General features: G+C 63.2%; 24 protein-coding genes, 2 tRNA genes and 3 pseudogenes. 18 read left to right on the forward strand and 11 right to left on the reverse strand.

Annotated elements, in window-relative coordinates:
* Positions 1 to 28: 28 nt before the first annotated feature.
* On the reverse strand, positions 29 to 1,051 hold the full coding sequence (locus K6I40_RS24045) for an NAD(P)/FAD-dependent oxidoreductase (RefSeq protein ID WP_222917517.1): 1,023 nt from the start codon (positions 1,049 to 1,051) through the stop codon (positions 29 to 31).
* Positions 1,052 to 1,165: 114 nt separating this feature from the next.
* On the opposite strand from K6I40_RS24045, the gene K6I40_RS24050 reads away from it, so the two are divergent.
* The 5 genes and pseudogenes from K6I40_RS24050 (at position 1,166) to K6I40_RS24070 (ending at position 4,553) form a co-directional block, all read left to right on the forward strand.
* On the forward strand, positions 1,166 to 1,648 hold the full coding sequence (locus K6I40_RS24050) for a redoxin domain-containing protein (RefSeq protein ID WP_222917520.1): 483 nt from the start codon (positions 1,166 to 1,168) through the stop codon (positions 1,646 to 1,648).
* Between the two features lie 118 nt (positions 1,649 to 1,766).
* The gene (locus K6I40_RS24055; protein ID WP_222917523.1) at positions 1,767 to 2,057 is read left to right on the forward strand and encodes a helix-turn-helix domain-containing protein; all 291 of its coding nucleotides are present in this window, start codon (positions 1,767 to 1,769) and stop codon (positions 2,055 to 2,057) included.
* Between the two features lie 115 nt (positions 2,058 to 2,172).
* Positions 2,173 to 3,008 (forward strand): annotated as a pseudogene (locus tag K6I40_RS24060) (alpha/beta hydrolase).
* Positions 3,009 to 3,096: 88 nt separating this feature from the next.
* Positions 3,097 to 4,025, forward strand: a pseudogene (locus K6I40_RS24065) (ring-cleaving dioxygenase).
* Between the two features lie 108 nt (positions 4,026 to 4,133).
* Positions 4,134 to 4,553, forward strand: a complete 420-nt coding sequence (locus K6I40_RS24070; protein ID WP_222917526.1) for a VOC family protein — start codon at positions 4,134 to 4,136, stop codon at positions 4,551 to 4,553.
* Positions 4,554 to 4,603: 50 nt separating this feature from the next.
* Here K6I40_RS24070 and K6I40_RS24075 read toward each other — a convergent pair whose 3' ends face one another.
* Positions 4,604 to 4,870, reverse strand: a complete 267-nt coding sequence (locus K6I40_RS24075; RefSeq protein ID WP_222917529.1) for a hypothetical protein — start codon at positions 4,868 to 4,870, stop codon at positions 4,604 to 4,606.
* 180 nt (positions 4,871 to 5,050) lie between these two features.
* On the opposite strand from K6I40_RS24075, the gene pyrF reads away from it, so the two are divergent.
* On the forward strand, positions 5,051 to 5,851 hold the full coding sequence (gene pyrF / locus K6I40_RS24080; protein ID WP_222917532.1) for an orotidine-5'-phosphate decarboxylase: 801 nt from the start codon (positions 5,051 to 5,053) through the stop codon (positions 5,849 to 5,851).
* A gap of 45 nt (positions 5,852 to 5,896) precedes the next feature.
* Here pyrF and K6I40_RS24085 read toward each other — a convergent pair whose 3' ends face one another.
* Positions 5,897 to 6,166 carry a hypothetical protein gene (locus K6I40_RS24085; RefSeq protein WP_222917535.1) on the reverse strand — a complete coding sequence of 90 codons (270 nt, stop codon included), beginning with the start codon at positions 6,164 to 6,166 and terminating at the stop codon, positions 5,897 to 5,899.
* Positions 6,167 to 6,193: 27 nt separating this feature from the next.
* Positions 6,194 to 6,373 carry a hypothetical protein gene (locus tag K6I40_RS24090; RefSeq protein ID WP_222917538.1) on the reverse strand — a complete coding sequence of 60 codons (180 nt, stop codon included), beginning with the start codon at positions 6,371 to 6,373 and terminating at the stop codon, positions 6,194 to 6,196.
* 447 nt (positions 6,374 to 6,820) lie between these two features.
* Here K6I40_RS24090 and K6I40_RS24095 point away from each other — a divergent pair, with 447 nt between their 5' ends.
* The 5 genes from K6I40_RS24095 to K6I40_RS24115 all read left to right on the forward strand — a co-directional run bounded on the left by K6I40_RS24095 (position 6,821) and on the right by K6I40_RS24115 (position 12,521).
* Complete coding sequence (locus K6I40_RS24095; protein ID WP_222917541.1) at positions 6,821 to 8,425, forward strand: GTP-binding protein; 1,605 nt, start codon at positions 6,821 to 6,823, stop codon at positions 8,423 to 8,425.
* Positions 8,426 to 8,695: 270 nt separating this feature from the next.
* Positions 8,696 to 9,391, forward strand: a complete 696-nt coding sequence (locus K6I40_RS24100; protein ID WP_222917543.1) for a TMEM165/GDT1 family protein — start codon at positions 8,696 to 8,698, stop codon at positions 9,389 to 9,391.
* A 221-nt stretch (positions 9,392 to 9,612) separates the two neighbouring features.
* Positions 9,613 to 10,365, forward strand: coding sequence for a pyrroline-5-carboxylate reductase (gene proC, locus K6I40_RS24105; protein ID WP_255681848.1), 753 nt, complete (start codon positions 9,613 to 9,615; stop codon positions 10,363 to 10,365).
* Positions 10,358 to 11,191, forward strand: a complete 834-nt coding sequence (gene proB / locus K6I40_RS24110) for a glutamate 5-kinase (protein ID WP_222917565.1) — start codon at positions 10,358 to 10,360, stop codon at positions 11,189 to 11,191. The genes proC and proB overlap by 8 nt, the downstream gene beginning before the upstream one ends.
* Positions 11,184 to 12,521, forward strand: coding sequence for a glutamate-5-semialdehyde dehydrogenase (locus K6I40_RS24115; protein ID WP_222917568.1), 1,338 nt, complete (start codon positions 11,184 to 11,186; stop codon positions 12,519 to 12,521). Before proB ends, K6I40_RS24115 begins: the two co-directional genes overlap by 8 nt.
* A 14-nt stretch (positions 12,522 to 12,535) precedes the next feature.
* Here the strand turns inward: K6I40_RS24115 and K6I40_RS24120 are convergent, their stop codons facing one another.
* The 5 genes and pseudogenes from K6I40_RS24120 to K6I40_RS24140 all read right to left on the reverse strand — a co-directional run bounded on the left by K6I40_RS24120 (position 12,536) and on the right by K6I40_RS24140 (position 15,095).
* Positions 12,536 to 12,961: a hypothetical protein gene (locus tag K6I40_RS24120; RefSeq protein ID WP_345779411.1), complete on the reverse strand. Its 426-nt coding sequence runs from the start codon at positions 12,959 to 12,961 to the stop codon at positions 12,536 to 12,538.
* A gap of 2 nt (positions 12,962 to 12,963) precedes the next feature.
* Positions 12,964 to 13,896, reverse strand: a complete 933-nt coding sequence (mch, locus tag K6I40_RS24125) for a methenyltetrahydromethanopterin cyclohydrolase (protein WP_222917570.1) — start codon at positions 13,894 to 13,896, stop codon at positions 12,964 to 12,966.
* Positions 13,897 to 13,971: 75 nt separating this feature from the next.
* Positions 13,972 to 14,167 (reverse strand): annotated as a pseudogene (locus K6I40_RS24130) (heavy-metal-associated domain-containing protein).
* Between the two features lie 89 nt (positions 14,168 to 14,256).
* Complete coding sequence (locus K6I40_RS24135) at positions 14,257 to 14,571, reverse strand: MTH1187 family thiamine-binding protein (protein ID WP_222917572.1); 315 nt, start codon at positions 14,569 to 14,571, stop codon at positions 14,257 to 14,259.
* Between the two features lie 170 nt (positions 14,572 to 14,741).
* Positions 14,742 to 15,095 (reverse strand): HalOD1 output domain-containing protein, encoded by a 354-nt coding sequence (locus tag K6I40_RS24140; RefSeq protein WP_222917574.1) that lies wholly within the window; start codon positions 15,093 to 15,095, stop codon positions 14,742 to 14,744.
* A gap of 349 nt (positions 15,096 to 15,444) precedes the next feature.
* Between K6I40_RS24140 and K6I40_RS24145 the strand changes: the two genes are divergently transcribed.
* On the forward strand, positions 15,445 to 15,888 hold the full coding sequence (locus K6I40_RS24145) for a DUF4112 domain-containing protein (protein ID WP_222917576.1): 444 nt from the start codon (positions 15,445 to 15,447) through the stop codon (positions 15,886 to 15,888).
* A 522-nt stretch (positions 15,889 to 16,410) separates the two neighbouring features.
* Here the strand turns inward: K6I40_RS24145 and K6I40_RS24150 are convergent.
* Positions 16,411 to 16,481: transfer RNA gene (locus K6I40_RS24150), tRNA-Gly, on the reverse strand.
* Between the two features lie 456 nt (positions 16,482 to 16,937).
* A tRNA-Gly gene (locus K6I40_RS24155) sits at positions 16,938 to 17,008 on the reverse strand.
* A 304-nt stretch (positions 17,009 to 17,312) separates the two neighbouring features.
* Between K6I40_RS24155 and K6I40_RS24160 the strand changes: the two genes are divergently transcribed.
* Genes K6I40_RS24160 through K6I40_RS24185 form a run of 6 tightly spaced genes read left to right on the forward strand, consistent with a single transcriptional unit; the run spans position 17,313 to position 21,363 of the window.
* Positions 17,313 to 18,188 (forward strand): RNA methyltransferase, encoded by an 876-nt coding sequence (locus K6I40_RS24160; protein ID WP_222917588.1) that lies wholly within the window; start codon positions 17,313 to 17,315, stop codon positions 18,186 to 18,188.
* A gap of 4 nt (positions 18,189 to 18,192) precedes the next feature.
* Positions 18,193 to 19,212, forward strand: a complete 1,020-nt coding sequence (locus K6I40_RS24165; protein WP_222917591.1) for a 50S ribosomal protein L3 — start codon at positions 18,193 to 18,195, stop codon at positions 19,210 to 19,212.
* A 3-nt stretch (positions 19,213 to 19,215) separates the two neighbouring features.
* Positions 19,216 to 19,968 (forward strand): 50S ribosomal protein L4, encoded by a 753-nt coding sequence (rpl4p, locus tag K6I40_RS24170; protein ID WP_222917595.1) that lies wholly within the window; start codon positions 19,216 to 19,218, stop codon positions 19,966 to 19,968.
* Positions 19,965 to 20,219, forward strand: coding sequence for a 50S ribosomal protein L23 (locus K6I40_RS24175; protein WP_180842253.1), 255 nt, complete (start codon positions 19,965 to 19,967; stop codon positions 20,217 to 20,219). The genes rpl4p and K6I40_RS24175 overlap by 4 nt, the downstream gene beginning before the upstream one ends.
* A gap of 2 nt (positions 20,220 to 20,221) precedes the next feature.
* Positions 20,222 to 20,944 (forward strand): 50S ribosomal protein L2, encoded by a 723-nt coding sequence (locus K6I40_RS24180; RefSeq protein ID WP_222917599.1) that lies wholly within the window; start codon positions 20,222 to 20,224, stop codon positions 20,942 to 20,944.
* Positions 20,941 to 21,363: a 30S ribosomal protein S19 gene (locus K6I40_RS24185; RefSeq protein WP_222917609.1), complete on the forward strand. Its 423-nt coding sequence runs from the start codon at positions 20,941 to 20,943 to the stop codon at positions 21,361 to 21,363. Before K6I40_RS24180 ends, K6I40_RS24185 begins: the two co-directional genes overlap by 4 nt.

The raw sequence follows: 21,363 nt of genomic DNA on the forward strand, positions 1-21,363 counted from the left end.
CGGTGAGACAGTCCGTCGAGCGGCTCGGTCAGTCGTAGGTGTGGAACTCAACGGCTTGCTCGAGCAACTCGTCCGGAATCCCCGGCACTTGCTCGTCCCTGATGGGGCCTGCCGTTTCGGTCTCCTCGAGTTCGCGGGGGAACTCCCGCAGCTCCCAGTGGATCGCGATGCCTGCTTTCGCGCCCTCGCCGAGCGCGATCGGGACCTGATTGTGTCCCGGCGTGACGTCGCCGACCGCGTAGATACCGTCGACGCTCGTTCGGCCGTGATCGTCGACTGCGATCGTCCCGTCGTCGTTGATCTCGCAGCCCAGATTTGCCGCCAGCCCGTTGTGATACTCGGAGCCGTACATTCCGAACCCGCCCCGATACTCTCGCTCGGTCCCGTCGGCGAACTCGAGTGCCTCGAGCCAGCCGTCCTCGCCGTTCCGGACGCCGGTAACCTCCTCGCGGACGATATCGATGGGATGATCCTCGAGCATCGTCGCGGTTTCGTCGCTCCACTCGGGTTCGTCACCCCGCGTCAGCAGATCTACGTCGTCGGTGAAGTTGAGCATGATCGCGGCGACGTGGGCCGCGCTCTCGCTGCTGCCCATCACGTAGACCGGCTCGTCAACGAACATGTACGCGTCGCAGTGCAGACAGTAGTGGAGCCCGCGGCCGGTTCGCGGCAGCGGCGGGTCGGGATGGACATCGTCGAACCCCGTCGCGAGGACGACGCAGTCCGCAACGTAATCCGCGTCGGTGCCGCAGATGCGAACCCGGCCGTCGTCCGTCTCGCCGGCCGAGGAGACGAACTCGCGGATCACGTCGCAGCCGTAGGCGACGAGTTGCTCGCGCCCCGTCTCGAGGAACTCATTTCCGCTCGTGTCCTCCGTGACGCCGACGAGATTGTGGACGTCCTGCATCATCGCCGCGCGGCCGCCGCCGCGCTCGATGACGGCCGTCGAGTGGCCGAGTCTGGTGGTGTAGAGCCCGGCGGTCAGTCCCGCCGGTCCGCCGCCGATTACAACGACATCGTACTCCCGCTGGTCGGTCGAATCGTCCGTCATGGGGCCTTCCTCCACCGCGCAGTCCCAAAGTATCCGTGTGGGCCCCGGTATCCGCCACCCATTGCTTCCACATTCAGCTCGCAGACATACCCCACTGTGGACCTTCGTCGGCGTATGGGATTAGAAGGCAAGCGAGCGCCCGACTTCACACTTCCGAGCACCGCCGGTGACGAGGTCTCGCTCTCGGACCGCCTCGAAGAAGGGCCAGCTATCGTCATCATCAACCGCGGCCACTGGTGTAGCTTCTGTGCGGAACAGCTCCAGACGTTCAGTCAGATCTCCTACGACCTCTGGTTCAACGAGAACGTCGATATCCTGCCGGTCGTGACCGATACCCTGCCGCGACTCACTGAGATGCGCGACCGCTACGACCTCGAGATCCAACTCCAGGCTGATCCGGACGGTGAGGTGGCCAACCGATACAGCGGGACTGAGGAGACGAGCCACGGCCTTACCGGTATCGCGGGCGTCTACGTCGTCGACGAGGAGGGGACGGTCCGGTACGAACAGGTCGCGGACAATCCCACCGACCGAACCTACGGCAACTGGGTTCGGTACTTCATCCAGAACGATTACGAAAACCCGTTCGGCGAGTAGCTACTCGTTGGCTGTATAGGGGCTTTTTCGAACGAGTACTAGTCGCTAACGGCGGGTGTGCACGATCGATACATCGCAGGGTATCATTAAAGACAGTTCGCGGCGAGAGGACCGATACATGAGTGATCAGGTCGTTCTCACCGCGGAAACCGCTCCCGACGTCGTCGACGAGACCCCGCCGAGCGCCAAACTCGTGCTAACGGTCCTCGCCCACGAAGGCAGCCTCACACAGTCCCGTCTCGCCGAGGAGACGATGCTCCCCGCCCGAACTGTCCGCTACGCGCTGAAGCAACTCGAGGAACACGACCTCGTCGACTCGCAAATCTCCTTTGCGGACGCCAGACAACACGTTTACTCCCTCAACGGCAACCGGTTTGCGGACCCGTCCGCTCGAGAACCCAGTTCGTAATAGAGCCGACCGGAACGCTCGTCTCGCCGACGGTCCTCGAGCCCGATTCTGTGAAACAGTCAGTATTCCAACCGATGAAACCTCTTTCGGCGTCGGCGTGGCAGCGCGACACGGTATGGAGTACGAGACATGGGCCGAGAATCAGGAGACAGCGACCGTCACTGTCGACGAACATGACCTTGAGGTCGCCTACTACGACGACGGCGACGGGGAGCCGGTGCTCTTTGCCACGGCATCCCGACCTCGTCGTTCCTCTGGCGCGAGGTCGCACCGCCGCTGTCGGACGACTATCGCGTGATCGCGCCGGACATGGTCGGCTACGGGAACTCCGCGATGCACGACGGTTTCGACCGCTCGATACGAGCCCAAGAGGTGATGATCGACGAGTTAGTCGCGGAACTGGGCCTCGAGACGCTCTCGTTCGTCGGGCATGACCTCGGCGGCGGTGTGGGGCTTCGCTACGCCGCACACAATCCCGATGCGGTCGAGACCCTCGTGCTCTCGAACGCAGTCAGTTACGACTCGTGGCCGATCGAGACGATCGTCGACCTCGGGCTGCCGTCGACGATCGATGGGATGAGCGCCGACGATCTGCAGGAGTTGCTCGAGGGGCTCTTCCGGGATACCCTGACCGGCGAGCCCGACGAGGCGTTCATCGAGGGAATGCTCGCCCCGTGGGACTCCGAGGAAGCGGTTGTCTCGCTCTCGCGAAACGCGATCGGAACGAACACGAGCCACACGACCGAGATCGACCCGAGCAACATTTCGGCCCGGACACTCCTGCTGTGGGGTGCCGACGACGAGTTCCAGGCAATCTCCTACGCCGAGCGACTGGCAGACGACATCGACGACGCCGAACTCGTCGGGCTGGACGACGCAACCCACTGGGTCATGGCCGACCGACCGGACGCCTACGGCGACCGGCTTCGCGAGTTCCTCGACGGGAACTGATCCGCTGACCCGGTCTTCCGTCCGCCGAGTCCCGTCCCGTACCACCCCGTACCCGGGATTATTCAGCGCGAATCGCATACACCTGCGTATGCCCGCGGACATTCCCGGCATCCACCACGTGACCGCCATCGGCAGCGATCCCCGCCGTAACCTCGAGTTCTACACCGAGACACTCGGGCTCCGTCTGGTGAAACGAAGCGTCAATCAGGATGATGTCTCGGTCTACCACCTGTTCTACGGCGACCACAGCGGGAGTCCGGGGACGAGCATGACGTTCTTTCCGTACACCGACGCCCGTCCCGGACAGGTCGGCACCGGACAGGCTAGCGCAGTTGCGTTCCTGATCCCAGACGGGGCGGTCGAGTTCTGGACCGACCGGTTGGCAGACGCCGGCGTCGACGCCGAGGAGCCCACCGAACGGTTCGGCGACACCGTCATCTCGTTTGAGGATCCGGACGGGCTCCCGCTCGAGTTCGTTGCTCGATCCGATGCACCCGCGGGTGATCCGCCCGAGGGGCCGGTTCCGGACGAGCACGCGATTCGGGGCTTCTTCGGCGTGACGCTGTCACTGGCGACGGCCGGCCCGACCGCGGAAGTCCTGCAGACGATGGGGTACAGCGAAACCGATGCGGACGGCAGCCGCCAGCGGTACGAGAGTGACGGCGACCTGGGATACGTCGTCGACATCTGCGAGAAGCCACAGGCCCCCGTGGACAGCCCGGTGCCGGCACCGTCCACCACGTGGCGTTTCGAACGACCGCCGACGACCAGCCCGAGTGGCGCGACGTGCTCCAGGGGCAGGGACTCCGGCCGACCGAGATCATCGACCGCAAGTGGTTCGAGTCGGTCTACGTCCGCGAACACGGCGGGGTCCTCTTCGAGTTCGCCACGACGGAACCGGGGTACACGGTCGACGAAGACCTCGAGTCGCTCGGCGAGCGCCTCGTCCTCCCCGAGTGGCTGGAAGACCGACGTGATGAGATCGAAGCCGGACTGCCAGAGCTGTCTTCGGAGTAACGACTCGAGTGGATCACCCTCGCCGTCGGTTGACGGACTCACTGCCGCCCGACTGCGCGGACGGCGCAGACGGAAGCGTTTTTCCGGTGCGCTCGTATGATCCGACTAATGACAGATCTCAGTGCACACCACATCGGTATCACCGTCGCCGATCTCGAGGAGACGCTCGCGTTCTACCGAGACGTGCTCGATCTCTCGGTCATCGATCAGTTCAGCGTCGGCGGCGAGGCCTTCGCCGACGCTGTCGGTGTCGAGGGTGCGAGTGCCGATTTCGCACACCTCGAGGCGGACAGAACCCGGATCGAACTCGTCGAGTACGACCCTGAAGCCCGAGGCTCCCCGGCGGCGGGGCTCAATCAACCGGGCGCGTCACACGTCGGCTTCTCGGTCGACGACCTCGAGATCTTCGCCGAGAGCCTTCCAGAGAACGTGCCGACAATCAGCGAGCCGCGAACGACTGAGAGCGGCACCACGATCATGTTTCTGCGCGATCCCGAGGGGAACCTGATCGAAGTCCTTGAGGTGTAACGAGAATTGAGAGCGCGAACACGACGCGAGCGAGCACAGGACGCGAGGTATCAGGGACCGTTGCACGCCAGCGTCGATCGGACCTGTTCGACCTCTTCGTCACACTCCGAACAGATGCGTTTCTCGGTAGCGATATACACGTCGCCACACCGCGAGCAGTGAAAGAGATTGCCGAACGAATTCGAGACGCACTCCGCTTCCCCGTGGTCACCCTGGGCAGTCTCGTTGCCCACCATTCCCGTTTCGTCCGTCAGCGTCGACCGAACCTGGTCCCGAAGTCGACGCGAGAACGACGCTGCGCTTTGTCGAATCGTCATACAGTGATACACTAGTACATGAACGAAGTAGCTGATGTCTAAAATATTTGGAACGACCCGGTATAACGTAGCACACGACGGGCTTACGGCATCGGGCCAACCGGCACTGTCGACGAGTCGTCCGCTCCGGTCGGCCAACCGGATAGCAACCTTTTCGACCATTGCGTGGCCAGTTCCGCCATGAACTTCTTCGACCGCCTGCACGACCGCATCCGAACGGTCGACAGCGTCGTCTCGGTCGGGCTCGATCCCGATCCGTCGCGCATTCCAGATCACCTCCAAGAGTACGACCTCCCGCGGTGGGCGTTCAACCGCCGCATCATCGACGAGACCCACGAACACGCCGCCGTTTTCAAGCCGAACGCGGCCTTCTACGAGGACCCCGACGGCTGGGCCGCTCTGGAGGAGACCATCGCCTACGCCCACGGGAAGGACGTACCGGTCCTGTTAGATGCCAAGCGCGCAGATATCGGCAACACGACCCGGCAGTACGCACAGTTGCTCGAGAAAGCCGACGCGATCACCGTCAACCCCTACATGGGCCGGGATTCCCTGCAGCCGTTTCTGGCTGACGAGGAGGCCGGCATCTTCGTCCTCTGTCGGACCTCGAACCCGGGCGGGGCCGACATTCAGGACCTCGAACTCGAGACGGGCGAACCGGTCTACGAGCGCGTCGCGGCGCTGGCAGACCTCTGGAACGAGAACGACAACGTCGGGCTCGTCGTCGGCGCGACCCAGCCCGCGGAACTCGAGGAACTGCGCGAGCAGGTACCGGACCTCCCCTTCCTCGTCCCCGGAATCGGTGCACAGGGCGGCGACGCCGAGGCAGCCGTCGAGTACGGACTGGCCGACGGCGTCGGGCTGGTCAATTCCTCGCGCGGGATCATTTTCGCAGGGGAAGACGACGGTGAGGAGTTCGCGGCGGCCAGCGGCCAGGCGGCGAAGCGGCTGAAAAAGCGGTTGAATCGGTATCGCGAATAAAACGCTGACTGACTGAACTGATACCTTGTCAGCCGGCGGTTACGGTTACTCGTGTTCGTTTCCGTCGACGCTCTCGCGATCGACTACCCGTCCCGCGATCCGACCGTCGACGACTCGGCCGACGATTTCGACCGTGACCGGCTCCGCTGGCGGGCGCTCCGCGAGCCGGTCCAGCCCCTCGACGACGGCGATGTCCATCGGACTGGTGTCGTTCGGATGCTCGGCGACGAGGGTTCCCTCGCGCTCCTCGAGTCGGCAACGAAACCGCTCTCCGACGCCGACTGACTCGCTGAGCAGGTCGCGAATCGAGGTCACGATATCGAGTTCATTCGTGGTCGTCGATTAGAACCGGTTGATCTCCACGTCATCGTTCCCGGGATCCGGCTGAGCCTGCGAGGCGCAGTCGGCACACAGGTCCATGGTCTCCTTGAAGTGGACCTCGCACGCAAGCGTGCCGCAGTTGGAACACCGTTCCTGTGCGGGACGGGATTCACAGATCTGACAGAGGCCGCTAACACTCATACTACTCGTAGGGTCTCGAGCGTCTTGAAAGCGGCCCCGGAATGCGTCGACGGTGGGTCCCCATCGAGTATGGTATAGGAGGAGAGAGCGTCTCACTCGACACAGTTGTCGTCTGTTCGAACCCACCCGAACGAGTCACCGGCAGGCACTCACGCTCTCCGGCGCTGCCCTCTCGACGCGATCACTATCGGAGCCACTGAAAGTCACTGCACACCTGATCGCATGACAGCTGTGCGATCAGCGTGTAAATCGTTTCAGTGGCTACTATCGCTGTACCAGCGGGGCGACAGTCCCTCCAATAGTTCGATTGTGCGGTAGTGTATAACTCAATATTGCGGCTATAGAGGGGGTTCAAATCCTCGCTTTCGCATCGATGCATAGCAATGCCATGACAATTATTGTCAATGCACAGGAAGGCTTTTGCCATGTGCCCAACTACCAGGGGGTATGAGCCGTGACCGGGCTCTCCTCGAGCGAGCCCTGGACCGTGGCGAACAGGACGGTGGCAACGTCGAGTTCAAGGAACGACTGTCACGAGACGTCCACCTCGAGGGTGGACGGCGGGAGAGCCTAGCCGCGCAACTCCGACATCGACTCCTCTCGGGCGATGGCGAGGCAACGTACGTGGTCGGCGTTACCGACGACGGCGGTCTCGCCGGAATCGATCCTGACACCTTCTCCGAAACGATGGACGTCCTCTCCCTCCTCGCCGAGGAGGCCGACGCCCATATCGAAGACGTCCAGACCTGGGGAATAAACGGAGGATTGGTGGGGGTCGCACAGGTTCGTGAGGGCGGCGTCCTCGAGACGGACGACGAACACGTTGTCGTCGGGACGGCGGGCCACGTCGACCACGGGAAGAGTACACTCGTCGGCTCGCTCGTAACCGGCAAGCCCGACGACGGAGACGGTGCAACCCGCGCGTTCCTCGACGTGCAGCCCCACGAGGTCGAGCGCGGCCTCTCGGCCGACCTGTCCTACGCCGTCTACGGCTTCGACGACGACGATGGACCAGTTCGAGTGCGGAATCCGAACCGCAAGGCCGACCGCGCCGAAGTCGTCCAGGAGGCCGACCGGCTCGTCTCCTTCGTCGACACCGTCGGCCACGAGCCGTGGCTCCGGACGACGATCCGCGGCCTCGTCGGCCAGAAACTCGACTACGGACTGCTGGTCGTCGCCGCCGACGACGGGCCGACCCGGACGACGCGAGAACACCTCGGGGTCCTGCTCGCCACCGACCTCCCGACGATCGTCGCGATCACGAAGACCGACACCGTCGATGAGGAGCGCATCGAGGAGGTCGAACGCGAGGTCGAACGACTCCTTCGAGAGGTCGACAAGTCGCCGCTGCGGGTCAGCCGTCATGGCGTCGACGCCGCGATCGAAGAGGTCAGCGAGCGAGTCGTTCCGATCGTCGAAACCAGCGCGATCACGATGGACGGCCTCGAGACGCTGGACGAACTGTTCGACCGGCTTCCGAAGACGTCACAGGACACCGGCGAGTTCCGGATGTACGTCGACCGCAGCTACTCGGTCACCGGCGTCGGTGCGGTCGCCTCGGGGACGGTGATGGCCGGCGAGGTCGAGGCCGGCGACAAACTCCTGATCGGCCCGATGACGGACGGTCGCTTCCAAGAGGTCGAAGTCCGTTCGATCGAGATGCACTACCACCGGGTCGACACAGCGCAGGCGGGTCGGATCGTCGGTATCGCGCTTAAAGGCATCAAGGAGAGTGCGATCGAGCGCGGCATGGTCTTGCTCCCCCGGGATGCCGACCCCGAACCCGTCCGAGAGTTCGAAGCCGAAGTCATGGTGCTCAACCATCCCACTCGGATCGGCGAGGGATACGAGCCCGTCGTCCACCTCGAGACGATCGGTGAAGCCGCAGCCTTCTATCCCGAGAACGGTCGCCTCCTCCCGGGCGATACGGGCAAGAGCACCGTCCGGTTCAAGTTCCGCCCGTACCTCGTCGAAGAGGGTCAGAAGTTTGTCTTCCGTGAGGGTCGCAGCAAGGGTGTCGGTACAGTTACCGACGTGTCCCCGATGGGGTGACCACCTTCAGTCACGTTCCGCTCGAGCCGGTTCTCTCCCGGAGCGACCAGTGTCACCGCTCGTACACCATCGGAGTGTACTGAGATTCCCGACGGTTCGGGCTCGGTTTCGCCGTCGATACAGCCAAACGACCACCGCTCGTTCGGTCACCGTTTCGAACGTCCACTCTCATCCGGTTTGATCCATAACAGGTATACATTAGACGAGGCTAAACCACGGTATGATTGGTGGCGTTATTGAGCAACTGCGCTCTTCCACCGCTCGGTACGCATGACTGGCTGGCTCGAGGTCCTTGTCGCCGCGTTCGTCCTGCAGCTAACGGTGCTCCCCGGCGAGAAGGTACAGTTCATCATCGCGGGTCTCGCGACTCGATTCAACCCCTGGATCGTGGTCGCCGCCGCGGGGAGCGCCTTCGCCGGATGGACGGCCCTCGAGATAGCCTTCGGTGCGGCGATTCAGGGCATCCTCCCGACCGTATATCTCGATGCGATCACGGCGGGACTGTTCTTGCTCTTCGCGGCGCTACTCATCAGGTCGGCACCCGAGACAAGTCAGCGGCCGGCCGCGACGAACGGCGGCACGGCGACGGCCGACGCGATCGATATCTCGGTCTTCGGGTACGACGTTCCGCCGTATCTCCGCGGGTTCGTTCCCATCTTCGCCCTGATGGCCGTCGGGGAGTTCGGCGACAAGACCCAACTCGTTACCATCGGGCTCGCCGTGCAGTACGGCGCTCACCCAGCGATCTGGGCCGGCGAAATGCTCGCGATCGTTCCCGTGAGCGCGGCTAATGCCTACTTCTTCCACATGTTCTCCCACCGATTCGATGCCAGGCTGGCCCACCTCGCCGGTGCGGGGCTCTTCCTCTTTTTCGGACTCGATACGGTGTTGCAGATAGTTGCGGGCGTTTCAGTCTGGGAGACGATCGTCGAGACGATCACGTCCGTGGTCCTCGGATTCGTTTGATCAACCCTCGAGTGCCAAGACAGAGTAGTAGCCATCCTTCCGTCGTATCGACAGTTCGGGACGCGAAACGGGCGGCAAATCGATGTATCACGGCTACTCATATCGAAATCCGGTGGAACGACTCGAGCCCACTGGTCCGATCGAAACCAAAGTTGGTATGTCCACCTCGGTTCCTCGGCTAGGACAAGATGGTACAGACGAGCGTTATCGGTTGTGGAAATATGGGGAGTGCCCTGATAAAGGGACTCCATCGATCGGGGAATCACACGGTGACCGCGTGTGACCTCGATCCCGACGCACTCGAGTCGGTCGCCGACTACGTCGACCACACGACGACGGACGTGTCGGAAGCGACCGAGTCGAACGTAGTTATCGTCGCGGTGAAACCGGACATCGTCGGCGCGGTGCTGGATGATCTCGATCTCTCGCCGGAGCAGACGCTGCTCTCTATCGCTGCGGGCGTCTCCACCGACTACGTCGAAGCGCGGACCGACGCGAACGTCGTCCGAATCATGCCCAACCTCGCGGCCGAGACGGGCGATATGGCGGCGGCCGTGACCACCGAGGGCATCACTGATGAGGTGCGGACACTGCTCGACGACGTCGGCGAGTTCGCCGAGATCGACGAGGAGAAAATGGACATCGCGACCGCGGTCAACGGGAGCGGCCCCGCCTTCGTCTTCTATCTCATCCAGGCGATGGCCGACGCGGGCGTCGAGGGCGGGCTCGAGCCCGACGACGCCGAGACGCTGGCCGCACAGACGTTCAAAGGTGCGGCCGAGACCGTCCTCCGGTCGGACCGGAGCGTCGAGGAACTGATCGACGCCGTCTGTTCACCCAATGGGACGACCATCGAAGGCATGGAAGTCCTCTGGGACAGCGACGCCGAGGCGGACGTCGCCGAGGCAGTGGCCGCGGCCAAAGAACGCTCGACAGAACTCGCGAACGAATTCGACAGTGAGGACGATGCATAAGGGACTCGAGGAGTCGGCCGTCACAGAGGCACGACAGCTCGCGGCCAACGCCGACCGCGTGATCGTCAAGGCCGGGACGAACTCCCTGACCGACGAGGACTCCAATCTGGACGACGAGAAACTCAACAAACTCGTTGACGACATCGAGGACCTCCTCGAACGCGACAAGGAAGTCATCCTCGTCTCGTCGGGCGCAATCGGGGCCGGTACCGGCCGGATCGAGCAGGCCAACGAGACCGTCGAGGAATCGCAGGCCCTCTCGACGGTCGGACAGAGCCACCTCATGCACCGTTACACCGAGAGCTTCGGGCGGTACGATCGGAAGGTGGCCCAACTCCTCCTTACCCAGCACGACCTCGAGAACCCCGAGCGGTTCACGAACTTCCGGAACACGGTCGAGACGCTGCTGGACTGGGGCGTCGTCCCGATCATCAACGAGAATGACGCCGTCGCGACCGAGGAGATCCGGATCGGCGACAACGACATGCTCTCGGCGGCGGCGACGATGGGCGTCGACGCCAACCTGCTCGTCACGCTGACCGACGTCGGCGGCGTCTACACCGGCAACCCGAAACACGATCCCGACGCCGATCGCATCGAAGCGGTCGGCACGAACTACGACACGGTCCAGGAGATCATCTCCGAGAGCACGTCCGACGGGTTCGGCGGCATCCAGACGAAAGTCGAGGGCGCACGTGACGTCAGCGAGCACGGGGTGCCAGCCTTCATCGCGAAGTCTACCGAGCCCGACATCCTCGAGAAGATCGCTACTGCCAAGCCCGTGGGCACCATATTCGTCCCCATCAACGGTGTGAGCGATGACTGAAACCGACATCGAAGACGACGTCGAGGAGGCACAGAGCGCGGCCTTAGAGCTCGCGAAACTGTCCGACGAAGAGCGGAGGCGAGCGCTTCGAGAGATCGCCGACGCGATCGAAGCCCGCACCGACGAGATCCTCGCGGAAAACGAGAGGGACGTCGAGGAAGGCGAACGACTGCTCGAGGCAGGCGAGTACACGCAGGCGCTGGTCGACCGGCTGAAGCTCTCGGAGTCGAAAATCGAGAGCATCGCCGAGATGGTCCGCAGCGTCGCCGACCAGGACGACCCGCTCGAGAAGACGCTTTCCGCACGGGAGCTCGACGAGGACCTCGAACTCTACAAGGTCGCCGTGCCGATCGGCGTCGTCGGGACGGTCTTCGAGTCCCGGCCCGACGCGCTCGTCCAGATCGCCGCGCTCGGCCTGAAATCGGGGAACGCGGTAATCCTCAAGGGCGGCAGCGAGGCGCTGCACTCGAATCGAATCCTCTTCGAGATCATCGAGGACGCCGCGTCCGAGGCCGGCATCCCCGACGGCTGGGCCCAGCATATCGAAGCCCGTGAGGACGTCGACGCTCTCCTCGAGATGGACGACGCGATCGACCTCCTCATGCCGCGGGGAAGCTCCGAGTTCGTGAGCTACATTCAGGACAACACGAGCATTCCCGTCCTCGGCCACACGGAGGGGATCTGTCACGTCTACGTCGACGACGCGGCCGACCTCTCGATGGCGGAGGACATCGCTTTCGACGCCAAGGTCCAGTATCCGGCGGTCTGCAACGCCGTTGAGACCCTACTGGTCCACGAGGACGTCGCCGCGGAGTTCCTGCCGTCGATCGCGGACCGCTACGAGACCGCCGACGTCGAGATCCGCGGCGACGAGGCCACGCAAGAAATCATCGACGTGCCGGCCGCGACCGACGCGGACTGGGACACCGAGTACGGCGATCTCATCGTTTCGATCCGGATCGTCGACTCGATCGAGACCGCGATCGATCACATCACCGCCCACGGCTCAAAGCACACCGAATCGATCGTGACCGAGGACGCCGACCGCGCGAGCACCTTCATGCGGAGTCTCGACTCCGCGAGCGTCTTCCACAACGCCTCGACGCGCTTTGCCGACGGCTACCGGTTCGGTCTCGGTGCCGAAGTCGGGATCAGTACGGGCAAGATCCACGCCCGCGGCCCCGTCGGTCTCGAGGGACTGACGACCTACAAGTATCACCTCGAGGGTGACGGCCAGCTCGTCGCCACCTACGCCGGCGAGGACGCCACGCCGTTTACTCACAAGGAATTCGACGGCGACTGGAATCCCGGCCACCTTGCCGACAAATAAATTCTCTTTCCGCGTTACCCGCGTGCGGGAGCGGCCCGGTAGCCATCTCCCGGTTTCTCCGCGAGCCCGAGTAGAACAGCCCACTCGAGGAGTCGTTCAACCCGTTCGCGCTGGGCTTTCTCGTCCCGGTTCGAGCGTCGTCGCCAGTCGCCGGACTGCTGTCGCTCACTCTGGATCGCAGCAGCGACCTCGTTGGCAGTCAGCGAGCCGTCGGCTCGCTCGAGTTCGTCTTGCTCGAGGTCGTCCGGTGTGTCCGAATCGGTACGCGACCTCGAGCGCGCGCAGAAAAGTGAGCCACGTCGCCGCGTCTCGAGGGGTGTCTCGTCGATAAGATGTTGACAGCAGTCGTCGACGTCGCTGGCGGTCGCGGGGAGGGTTCGACAGACCGTCGCGAGGAGTGTGCGGTCCGTGGGCGGTTCGGGAACGGGCTTGAACTGCACGACTACAGGTTGAAGGAGTCGACAAGCAGTTCCTCGTCCGTTTCGCCGTGGACGTACGTCGGGCCGCCGATTACGTCGATCGTCACCGAGGCGGGCGCGAAGAGATCCGACGGGACCTCCGAAAAGTCCCAGTCGAGGTCGTCGAAGACCTCGCCGAACGGCCGGCCGTGATCCTCGGCGGCCGTCGACGGGACCGAATCGAAGATATCGGCGTCCTCCCGGACGGTGAGATGCGCTTGCCCGCCGTACGCGATCGCATCGTTCGTCCGGGCGATAGCCGTCCGTTCGTCGCCCGCGACGGGGGCGACCGGTGCGCGGCCCGTCGCCGAGACGATGTCGAGGGGATCGTAGCCGAGTTCGGAGAGGCGGAACGTCGCGAGTTCTGCAGCGCGGGCGGCGTTCGTAATACTGCCGACGAGGCTCGCGGTCGGATAGGCCAGCAGGAAGACGCTGCTCGTCTCGACCTCGGCGCGTTCGGCGACGTGCTCGGCCACGGATTCGGTTGGATCCGCGTCCGTCTCGATCGCCAGTGCCGTCAGATCGAATGCGTCGGTGTAGCCGATGCGGCGGAACTCATCCTCTTCGGCCACCAGCGCCCGGGCGGGACCGCTTCCGAGACCTTCGAAGTCTTCCGTCAGTACCTCCCAGCCCGCCTTCTGAGAACACAGCAGCGAGAGCGCCGGCTGATCCGTCGACAACTCGACGAAGGGGATCGACGCGTCGCCGAGTTCGCCCAGTTCGTAGCTCGGCGTCGCCATCCCCGCCGTCTGGATCTCGGTCAGTAGCAGCGCGGCCTCGATTCCGCCGTCGAACTCGAGTCCGAAGTCCAGTACAGTTGCGTCGTTCTCGAGGTCATAGCCCCCGATATTCAACTCTTCAGCGTAATCGAGGGCCTCGTCGACCAGCTCGATCGCCATTCGATTAAGACTTTCCATGACCCATGATTCAGTCTCCGTAGTAAAACCGTTTGTCCGTTGGTGTCTGACCGGTGTCTGACATGGGTCATCTCCCTACTCGCCGACAGTATAGCCCGCGTCTTCGATGGTCCCTACCAGCGACGCCGTGTCGACCGTCGACTCGTACCTCGTCGATCTCCCGATCCGCGCGCGCCGCTGCGACTCCCTCGAGCGCCTCGAGCGCTTCGGTCACGGTCCGTTCACAGTCGTCACTGGACATGTCGGTGACTGCAAGTGTAGTTTGTTCCATATCGGACGAATGGGTTCCGGCGGGGTGAGACTTGCCCCGTCTGCCTCAGGAAACTCCCAAGACGAGTATGCCCGCGAGCGTCGTGTCCGTTACTCGTCGCGGTTCGTTGCCGGCCGGCCGAGATGTTCCTCGACGACCGCGACTTTCTCCGACGCGTCGACGTCCCGCGTCCGTTTGTCGTCGATCTTCAGAACCGTGCTCACTCGATCGGCATCGACGGCGTCGTGGGCCGCCTGCGCGGCTGCAAAGAGTTCGTCGGTCGTCTCGGCTTCGATCACCGTCCCCATCGGGTTCGTCTCGTAGGAAACATCGTATTCCTCGAGCGCATCGACCGCTTTCGCGACCTCGCCGGCCATGCTATCCTCTATTACCGGTGCGACGCTTAGGAGCGCAACTACCGTCATAGCGGTTGCCGACGTGTGGCAGGGACCTAAATCCGTGTCATCTGGACCGCCTTTCCGGCGGGCCAGCACGACTCGCGGGATCGAACGATCGCGTCGCTCGCATGTCAGCCGTGAATCGGGCGCGGAAAAACGATCAGGGCGACTGCGAGCGGTGAGTGAGCGATTCGTCGTCAGTTCGTGGTCGGCGTCCGGGGCGTCTCCGCGGGCGGGTAGATGATGACGTCGCCGTTCGCATAGACGTACACCTCGTGTTCTAGGGCGGTGAAAGCGATGTGCCCACCCGTACGCTCGGTCCCGTCCGCCTTCTTGCTAAAGATGCGGTCGAGCGCGTCTGGATCGACGCTATCGTACAGGGAGAACTCCCCCTGTGAGACGTCGGTGTCCGCGATCGACGCGAGTGCGTGGACGATCGTCGTCGTGATCGTCGCGGTCCCGTCGGTGTCGTGGTGGAAGACGTAGCGGTCGTTGGGCTGGTCGTACTGGAGATCGTCCGTGCCGTCTGCGGGTGAGAGTTCCGTCTGCATTGCTAGATCTGATCGTTCAATCGTGTATTAGACTGTAGTTATCCACGTATAAAAGCCACTCGTCGCCGAAAACAGTATTCATATGTGAAGTAAAAGGGAGTATGACTCTATTCGAAAAACGCCGATTGCGCAGTCGTTCACGATCGTTCATTTCATCTTTCGGTGGGTCACCGCCGGAGACACTCAGGATAATACGATCTTTTGCGACGCAACCGGTGATTGCTGCCCCACTGTTCGGTGCTCTTGCTCAGCGGATCTCGAGGTGCACCGAATCGAGCGGTGACCGATCAGTTAACCGCTTGCCACGGCCGTCCGCGGGCTTATCCACGCACGCGCCTAATCGAGCAGTATGGCTACCAGTTCAAACGACACCAGTTCGGAACTCGAGGCGCTTACGGACGACCTCCCCGCCGCCGTCGACGAGGCGGCGATCAAGCGCATGCGCGTCGTCGCGCATACCCTCGACGAAGGGGTCCGGGTTCCAGGAACAGACTTCAAAGTCGGGCTCGACCCGATCGTCGGGATCCTCCCGGGGGCCGGCGACACCGCTGCCGCGGCCGTCTCGCTGTATCTCGTCGTCGAATCCGCCCGACTGGGTGTCTCCCAATCGACGCTGCTTCGCATGCTCGCAAACATCGGTGTCGACACCGTCATCGGCTCCATCCCCGTCCTCGGCGTCGTCTTCGACGCCTTCTGGAAGGCCAATAAGTGGAACCTGAAACTCGCCATCGAAGATCTCGCCGACGAGGGCGGCGAGTCCGAGAGCGGGCCGGACGTCGTCACCATCGACTAGAGCAGCGCCTCGAGGCGAACCGGTGTTCGTCGATCAGCAGTCACGGGTCGCATCCTGACTCGAGACGATTTTCATTCGCGGTGTTGCGATGCAACGCTCGCGATTTGTATTCAGAGAAGTGCGCTGGCTGGGATTTGAACTACGTCCAGACGTGCTCATAGTTCGAGAGACCAAAGGTCTCTCGTCATCAAACGAAGCCGTCGGCTTCGCGGACAGGGCGATTCCTCCGGAATCGCTTGCAGTCGGCGCGAAGCGCCGACGACCTCGCGAATTCTGGCAGGACGTAGTCCCGCTGACCTCGCGGGAGTGGTTCGAAAGGTGCAAACGCACCTTTCGTCATCACGAGACGGCGGAGCCGTCTCGAACGACTTCGCTCCCGCTTAGCTCCGATTCGCTCAGTCACGAAAGACGAGAAGCGTCTTTCGAACGATTTCGCTGCACGCGACTGACCTGATTCAAACCCGAACGATTTTTCGATACTCGAACCCCTCGCTTCGCTCGTCGGTATTGAGTATCGAAAAATGCGCTGGCTGGGATTTGAACCCAGGTTGTGACCATGGCAAGGTCACGTGATACCACTACACTACCAGCGCGCTCGATCAGCACTGCACCATCAGACACTCTGTCTCGAGTGTAACTGGACGATAGCACCACATATATTTATAAATGACGAACCTCGAGCGAGACGCTCGCCGCGACCTCGTCCGAGCGACTCGATTCGATGCTCGCAGTTGGTGACGGATTCGGAGTCACAGCCGCTGATTCGAGGTCACCGATACGGCTCGAGGAGACGACTACACGACTGGCGTGCACACGCTATGCGGTGCTCGCCGAAATTGTTCGCCGTAGAAGTGCGCTGGCTGGGAGTTTGAACAACGCGAAGACGACCCAGCTCGCTCACGCCGTTCGCTCGCGGTCGTCGGCGCTGCGCGCCGACTGCTCGAGGGATCTCTGATCCCTCGCTGGCTGCGACTTCTCTCGTTCAAATCCGAACGATTTTTCGATACTCAAACTCCTCGCTTCGCTCGTCGGTATTGAGTATCGAAAAATGCGCTGGCTGGGATTTGAACCCAGGTTGTGACCATGGCAAGGTCACGTGATACCACTACACTACCAGCGCCCTGCTGCACTCATACCTACTGCCGGATAGGTGTATAAGGGTTGCGAATCGATCCGGCATCGGCATGCCGCAGCATGCCGATTCTCGAGTAATCGAGTCGACAGACCACCCCGTGTAGAGGCGATATCGTCCGTTTCTTCTCGCAGGCCGCCTGTGATTAGTTACCGCGAGTGAGTGTGTGTCTGTTCGGCATGAATTCGGGGGTGAGAGGCGTTGACAGCCGGGATCGAATCCGCTATTCTTTTAAGACCCTCTCCGCAATATATCGCTACAGTCTAGTGACGCGGCGTCGAAGCGTCTCGGCATGACTGTCAGCGTACTCGTGCCGTCGTCGATCAGTCGGGAAGCCGAAGACAAACGCGAGGCAACCCGAAAGCTCGGATATGTCGCCCGCGCGGCGACGATCTTCCGGGCAGATCGCCTGGTCGTCTATCCCGATCGGGATGGAGAAACCGGGCAGTTCGACGGTGGGTTCGTACAAACCGTGTTGCGGTACGCCGCAACGCCCCCATACCTCCGCAACGAGGCATGGGGGATGCGGGACGAACTGGAGTACGCGGGCGTCTTGCCGCCGCTCCGCGCCATGTCACAGACCGGCTCCGAATCTACCGGTTCGGGGTCGTCAAGACAAGGAATCGTGACCGAGGTCGGACCTGAAGGGCGCGTCCGGGTCAATTGCGGACTGCAACACCCAATCTCCCTCAACGTACCGCCGAAAATGGCGGTCGAAGAGGGGGAGCGCGTGACCGTCAGGATCTCTTCGCGACGACCGGTCCGGGCGAAGCTCATCGATGATCCCCTTCCGGGGCTTTCGATCGAGCAGACGGACCTGCAGGCAGCACTCGGCCGTGAGGATGCCGGCGTTCGTATCGCGGCCTCCCGATTCGGTGAGCATCTCACCGTCGGGCGGCTCAAGACGTTGGCCGGACGCGTCCAGCACGACGGGATGACCGTCGCCTTCGGCGCGCCCGAGAGAGGGCTGCCGGCTATCCTCGGAATCGAGGAATCGGCCATCGAAGCGGCATCCGGACAAGATGGCGCGGCCGATAACGGAGTCGAACCCACTGCCGATCCGGGGTTCGACCTCTGGCTAAACACGGTTCCGGATCAGGGAAGCGAGGTCGTGCGAACGGAGGAGGCTCTGTTCGCGACGCTCGCTCCCCTCTCACTGAGAGAGTGATAGAATGCCACAAGCAAATACACCACGCAAAGGCTCACTCGGGTTCGGTCCACGAAAGCGTGCGACCAGCGAGGTCCCACGCTTCAATTCGTGGCCGGACGACGACGGACAGCCGACGCTCCAGGGCTTCGCGGGCTATAAGGCCGGCATGACCCACGTCGTCATGGTCGACGATAAAGCGAACTCGCCGACCGAAGGGATGGAAGAGACCGTCCCTGTGACGATCGTGGAGACGCCGCCGATGCGCGCCGTCGCACTGCGAGCGTACGAAGACACGCCGTACGGTATGAAGCCGATAACCGAGGTCTGGACCGACGAGTTCGTTCCTGAACTCGATCGCGTTCTGGACCTTCCCGGTGACGAGCACGACACCGACGCTGCCACGGACGAGCTCCGTGGCCTCCACGAGGAGGGTCGCGTCGATGACGTCCGCGTCATCACCCACACGGTTCCGGGGGACATTCCCTCGGTGCCCAAGAAGAAACCGGACGTGATGGAAACGCGCGTCGGCGGCGGCTCCGTCGACGACCGCGTCGACTTCGCCCTCGAGATCATCGAGGACGGTGGCGAACACGTCATGAACGACGTGTTCCGCGCCGGCGAGTACGTCGACGCGAGCGGCGTCACGAAAGGCAAAGGGACCCAAGGCCCCGTCAAGCGATGGGGCGTCCAGAAACGCAAGGGCAAACACGCCCGGCAGGGCTGGCGTCGCCGCATTGGCAACCTCGGCCCCTGGAACCCGTCCCGCGTCCGCTCGACGGTCCCGCAGCAGGGCCAGATGGGCTACCATCAGCGGACGGAACTGAACAAGCGCCTCGTCGACATCGGCGACGGCGCAGACGCGACGGTCGACGGCGGCTTCGTCAATTACGGCGAAGTCGACGGACCACACGCGTTGATCAAGGGCTCGCTCCCCGGGCCACAGCAGCGTCTCGTACGCTTCCGCCCGGCGATCCGACCCGGAGACCAGCCGCGCCTCGATCCCGAGGTGCGCTACGTCTCCACCGCATCCAACCAGGGATAACACATGGACGCAACAGTACGAAACCTGGACGGCGACGACGCGGGCACGGTCGAGCTCCCGGCGGTCTTCGAGACCCAGTACCGCCCGGACTTGATCGGCCGCGCCGTGCGCGCCGCGCAGGCAAACCGAAAACAGGACTACGGTGCCGACGAGTTCGCCGGCCTTCGAACGCCGGCCGAATCGTTCGGTAGCGGCCGCGGTATGGCCCACGTCCCACGACAGGAGGGTCGCGCTCGCCGCGTTCCCCAGGCCGTCAAGGGACGCAAGGCACACCCGCCGAAAGCCGAGAAAGACCAGTCCGAATCGATCAACACGAAAGCAAAGAAACTGGCCGTCCGCAGCGCGATCGCTGCGACGACCGACGCCGAACTCGTCGCCGAGCGCGGCCACGAGTTCGACGAGGACGTCGAGACTCCCGTCGTCATCGACGACGAGTTCGAGGGCCTCCACAAGACGAAAGAGGTCGTCGAATTCCTCGAGGCAGCCGGCCTCGCGGACGACATCGAACGCGCCGACGAGGGTCGCAGCGTCCGCTCCGGTCAGGGGAAAGCCCGTGGCCGCAAGTACAAGACGCCGACGTCGATCCTCTTCGTCACGTCCAGCGAGACCGGCCCATCGCGAGCGGCCCGGAACCTCGCCGGTGCGGACGTGACGACGGCCGCGGAGGTTAACGCGGAGGATCTCGCTCCCGGCGCACAGCCGGGACGACTCACCGTCTGGACCGAGAGCGCACTCGAGGAGGTGGCCGACCGATGAGCTCGGCCATCGAACACCCGCTCGTCACGGAGAAGGCGATGAACGACATGGACTTCGAGAACAAGCTCCAGTTCGTCGTCAACCCGGACGCGACCAAGCCTGAGATTCGGGACGAGGTCGAAGAGCGCTTCGAGATCTCGGTCGAGAACGTCAACACGCAGGTAACGATGAAGGGTAAAAAGAAAGCGATCGTCCGCCTCTCCGAGGAGGACGACGCACAAGAAGTCGCTTCGCGAATCGGGGTGTTCTGAGAATGGGACGACGCATTCAAGGACAACGACGCGGTCGCGGGACCTCCACATTCCGCGCCCCGTCGCACCGATACAAGGCGGACCTCGAACACAAGAAAGAGGAAGATGACAACATCGTCCGCGGGACGGTCGTCGACATCGAACACGACCCGGCCCGATCCGCGCCGATCGCTGCCGTCGAGTTCGAGGATGGCGATCAGCGCCTGATCCTCGCTCCCGAAGGCATCACCGTCGGCGAGGAGCTACAGGTCGGTGTTTCCGCGGAGATCAAGCCCGGCAACACGCTCCCGCTCGGGGAGATTCCCGAAGGAGTGCCGGTCTGTAACGTCGAGTCGAACCCTGGCGACGGCGGTCGATTCGCCCGCGCCTCGGGAACGAACGCTGACCTGATCACCCACGACCGCAAGGCGGCGGTCATTCAGCTTCCCAGCGGCGAGGTCAAGCGCCTCGATCCGCAGTGTCGAGCCACTATCGGCGTCGTCGCCGGCGGTGGCCGGACGGAGAAGCCGTTCGTCAAGGCAGGGAACAAGTATCACAAGATGAAGGCCCGGGGCACCAAGTGGCCTCGCGTCCGCGGTGTCGCCATGAACGCCGTCGACCACCCGTTCGGTGGTGGCGGCCGGCAACACCCCGGCAAACCCAAGTCCGTCTCGCGGGACGCCCCGCCGGGACGGAAGGTCGGTGACATTGCCTCCCGGAGCACCGGTCGAGGTGGCAACAAATGAGTCAGGAGTACCGAACCGGCCGTGAAGGTGAATTCACCTACCGCGGCCACACGCTCGAGGAGCTGCAGGCACTAGAGCTCGACGAGGTCGTGGAACTGCTCCCCGCACGTCAGCGGCGAAGTATCCAGCGCGGTCTCTCCGTCGAGAAGGAGAAGCTTCTCGAGGAGGCCCGCGAGAAGGGCGAAGAGGAGACGGCGAACGATCCGATTCGAACCCACCTGCGGGATATGCCGATCCTGCCGGAGTTCGTTGGCATGACCTTCGAGGTCTACAACGGACAGGCGTTCGAGCGCGTTCGCGTTGAGCCCGAAATGATCGGCCACTATCTCGGCGAGTTCCAGCTGACACGGACCTCCGTCGAGCACGGACAGGCCGGTATCGGCGCGACCCGATCGTCGAAGTTCGTCCCACTGAAGTGA

The organism is Natrinema sp. SYSU A 869 (assembly GCF_019879105.1).
GTDB lineage: Archaea > Halobacteriota > Halobacteria > Halobacteriales > Natrialbaceae > Natrinema.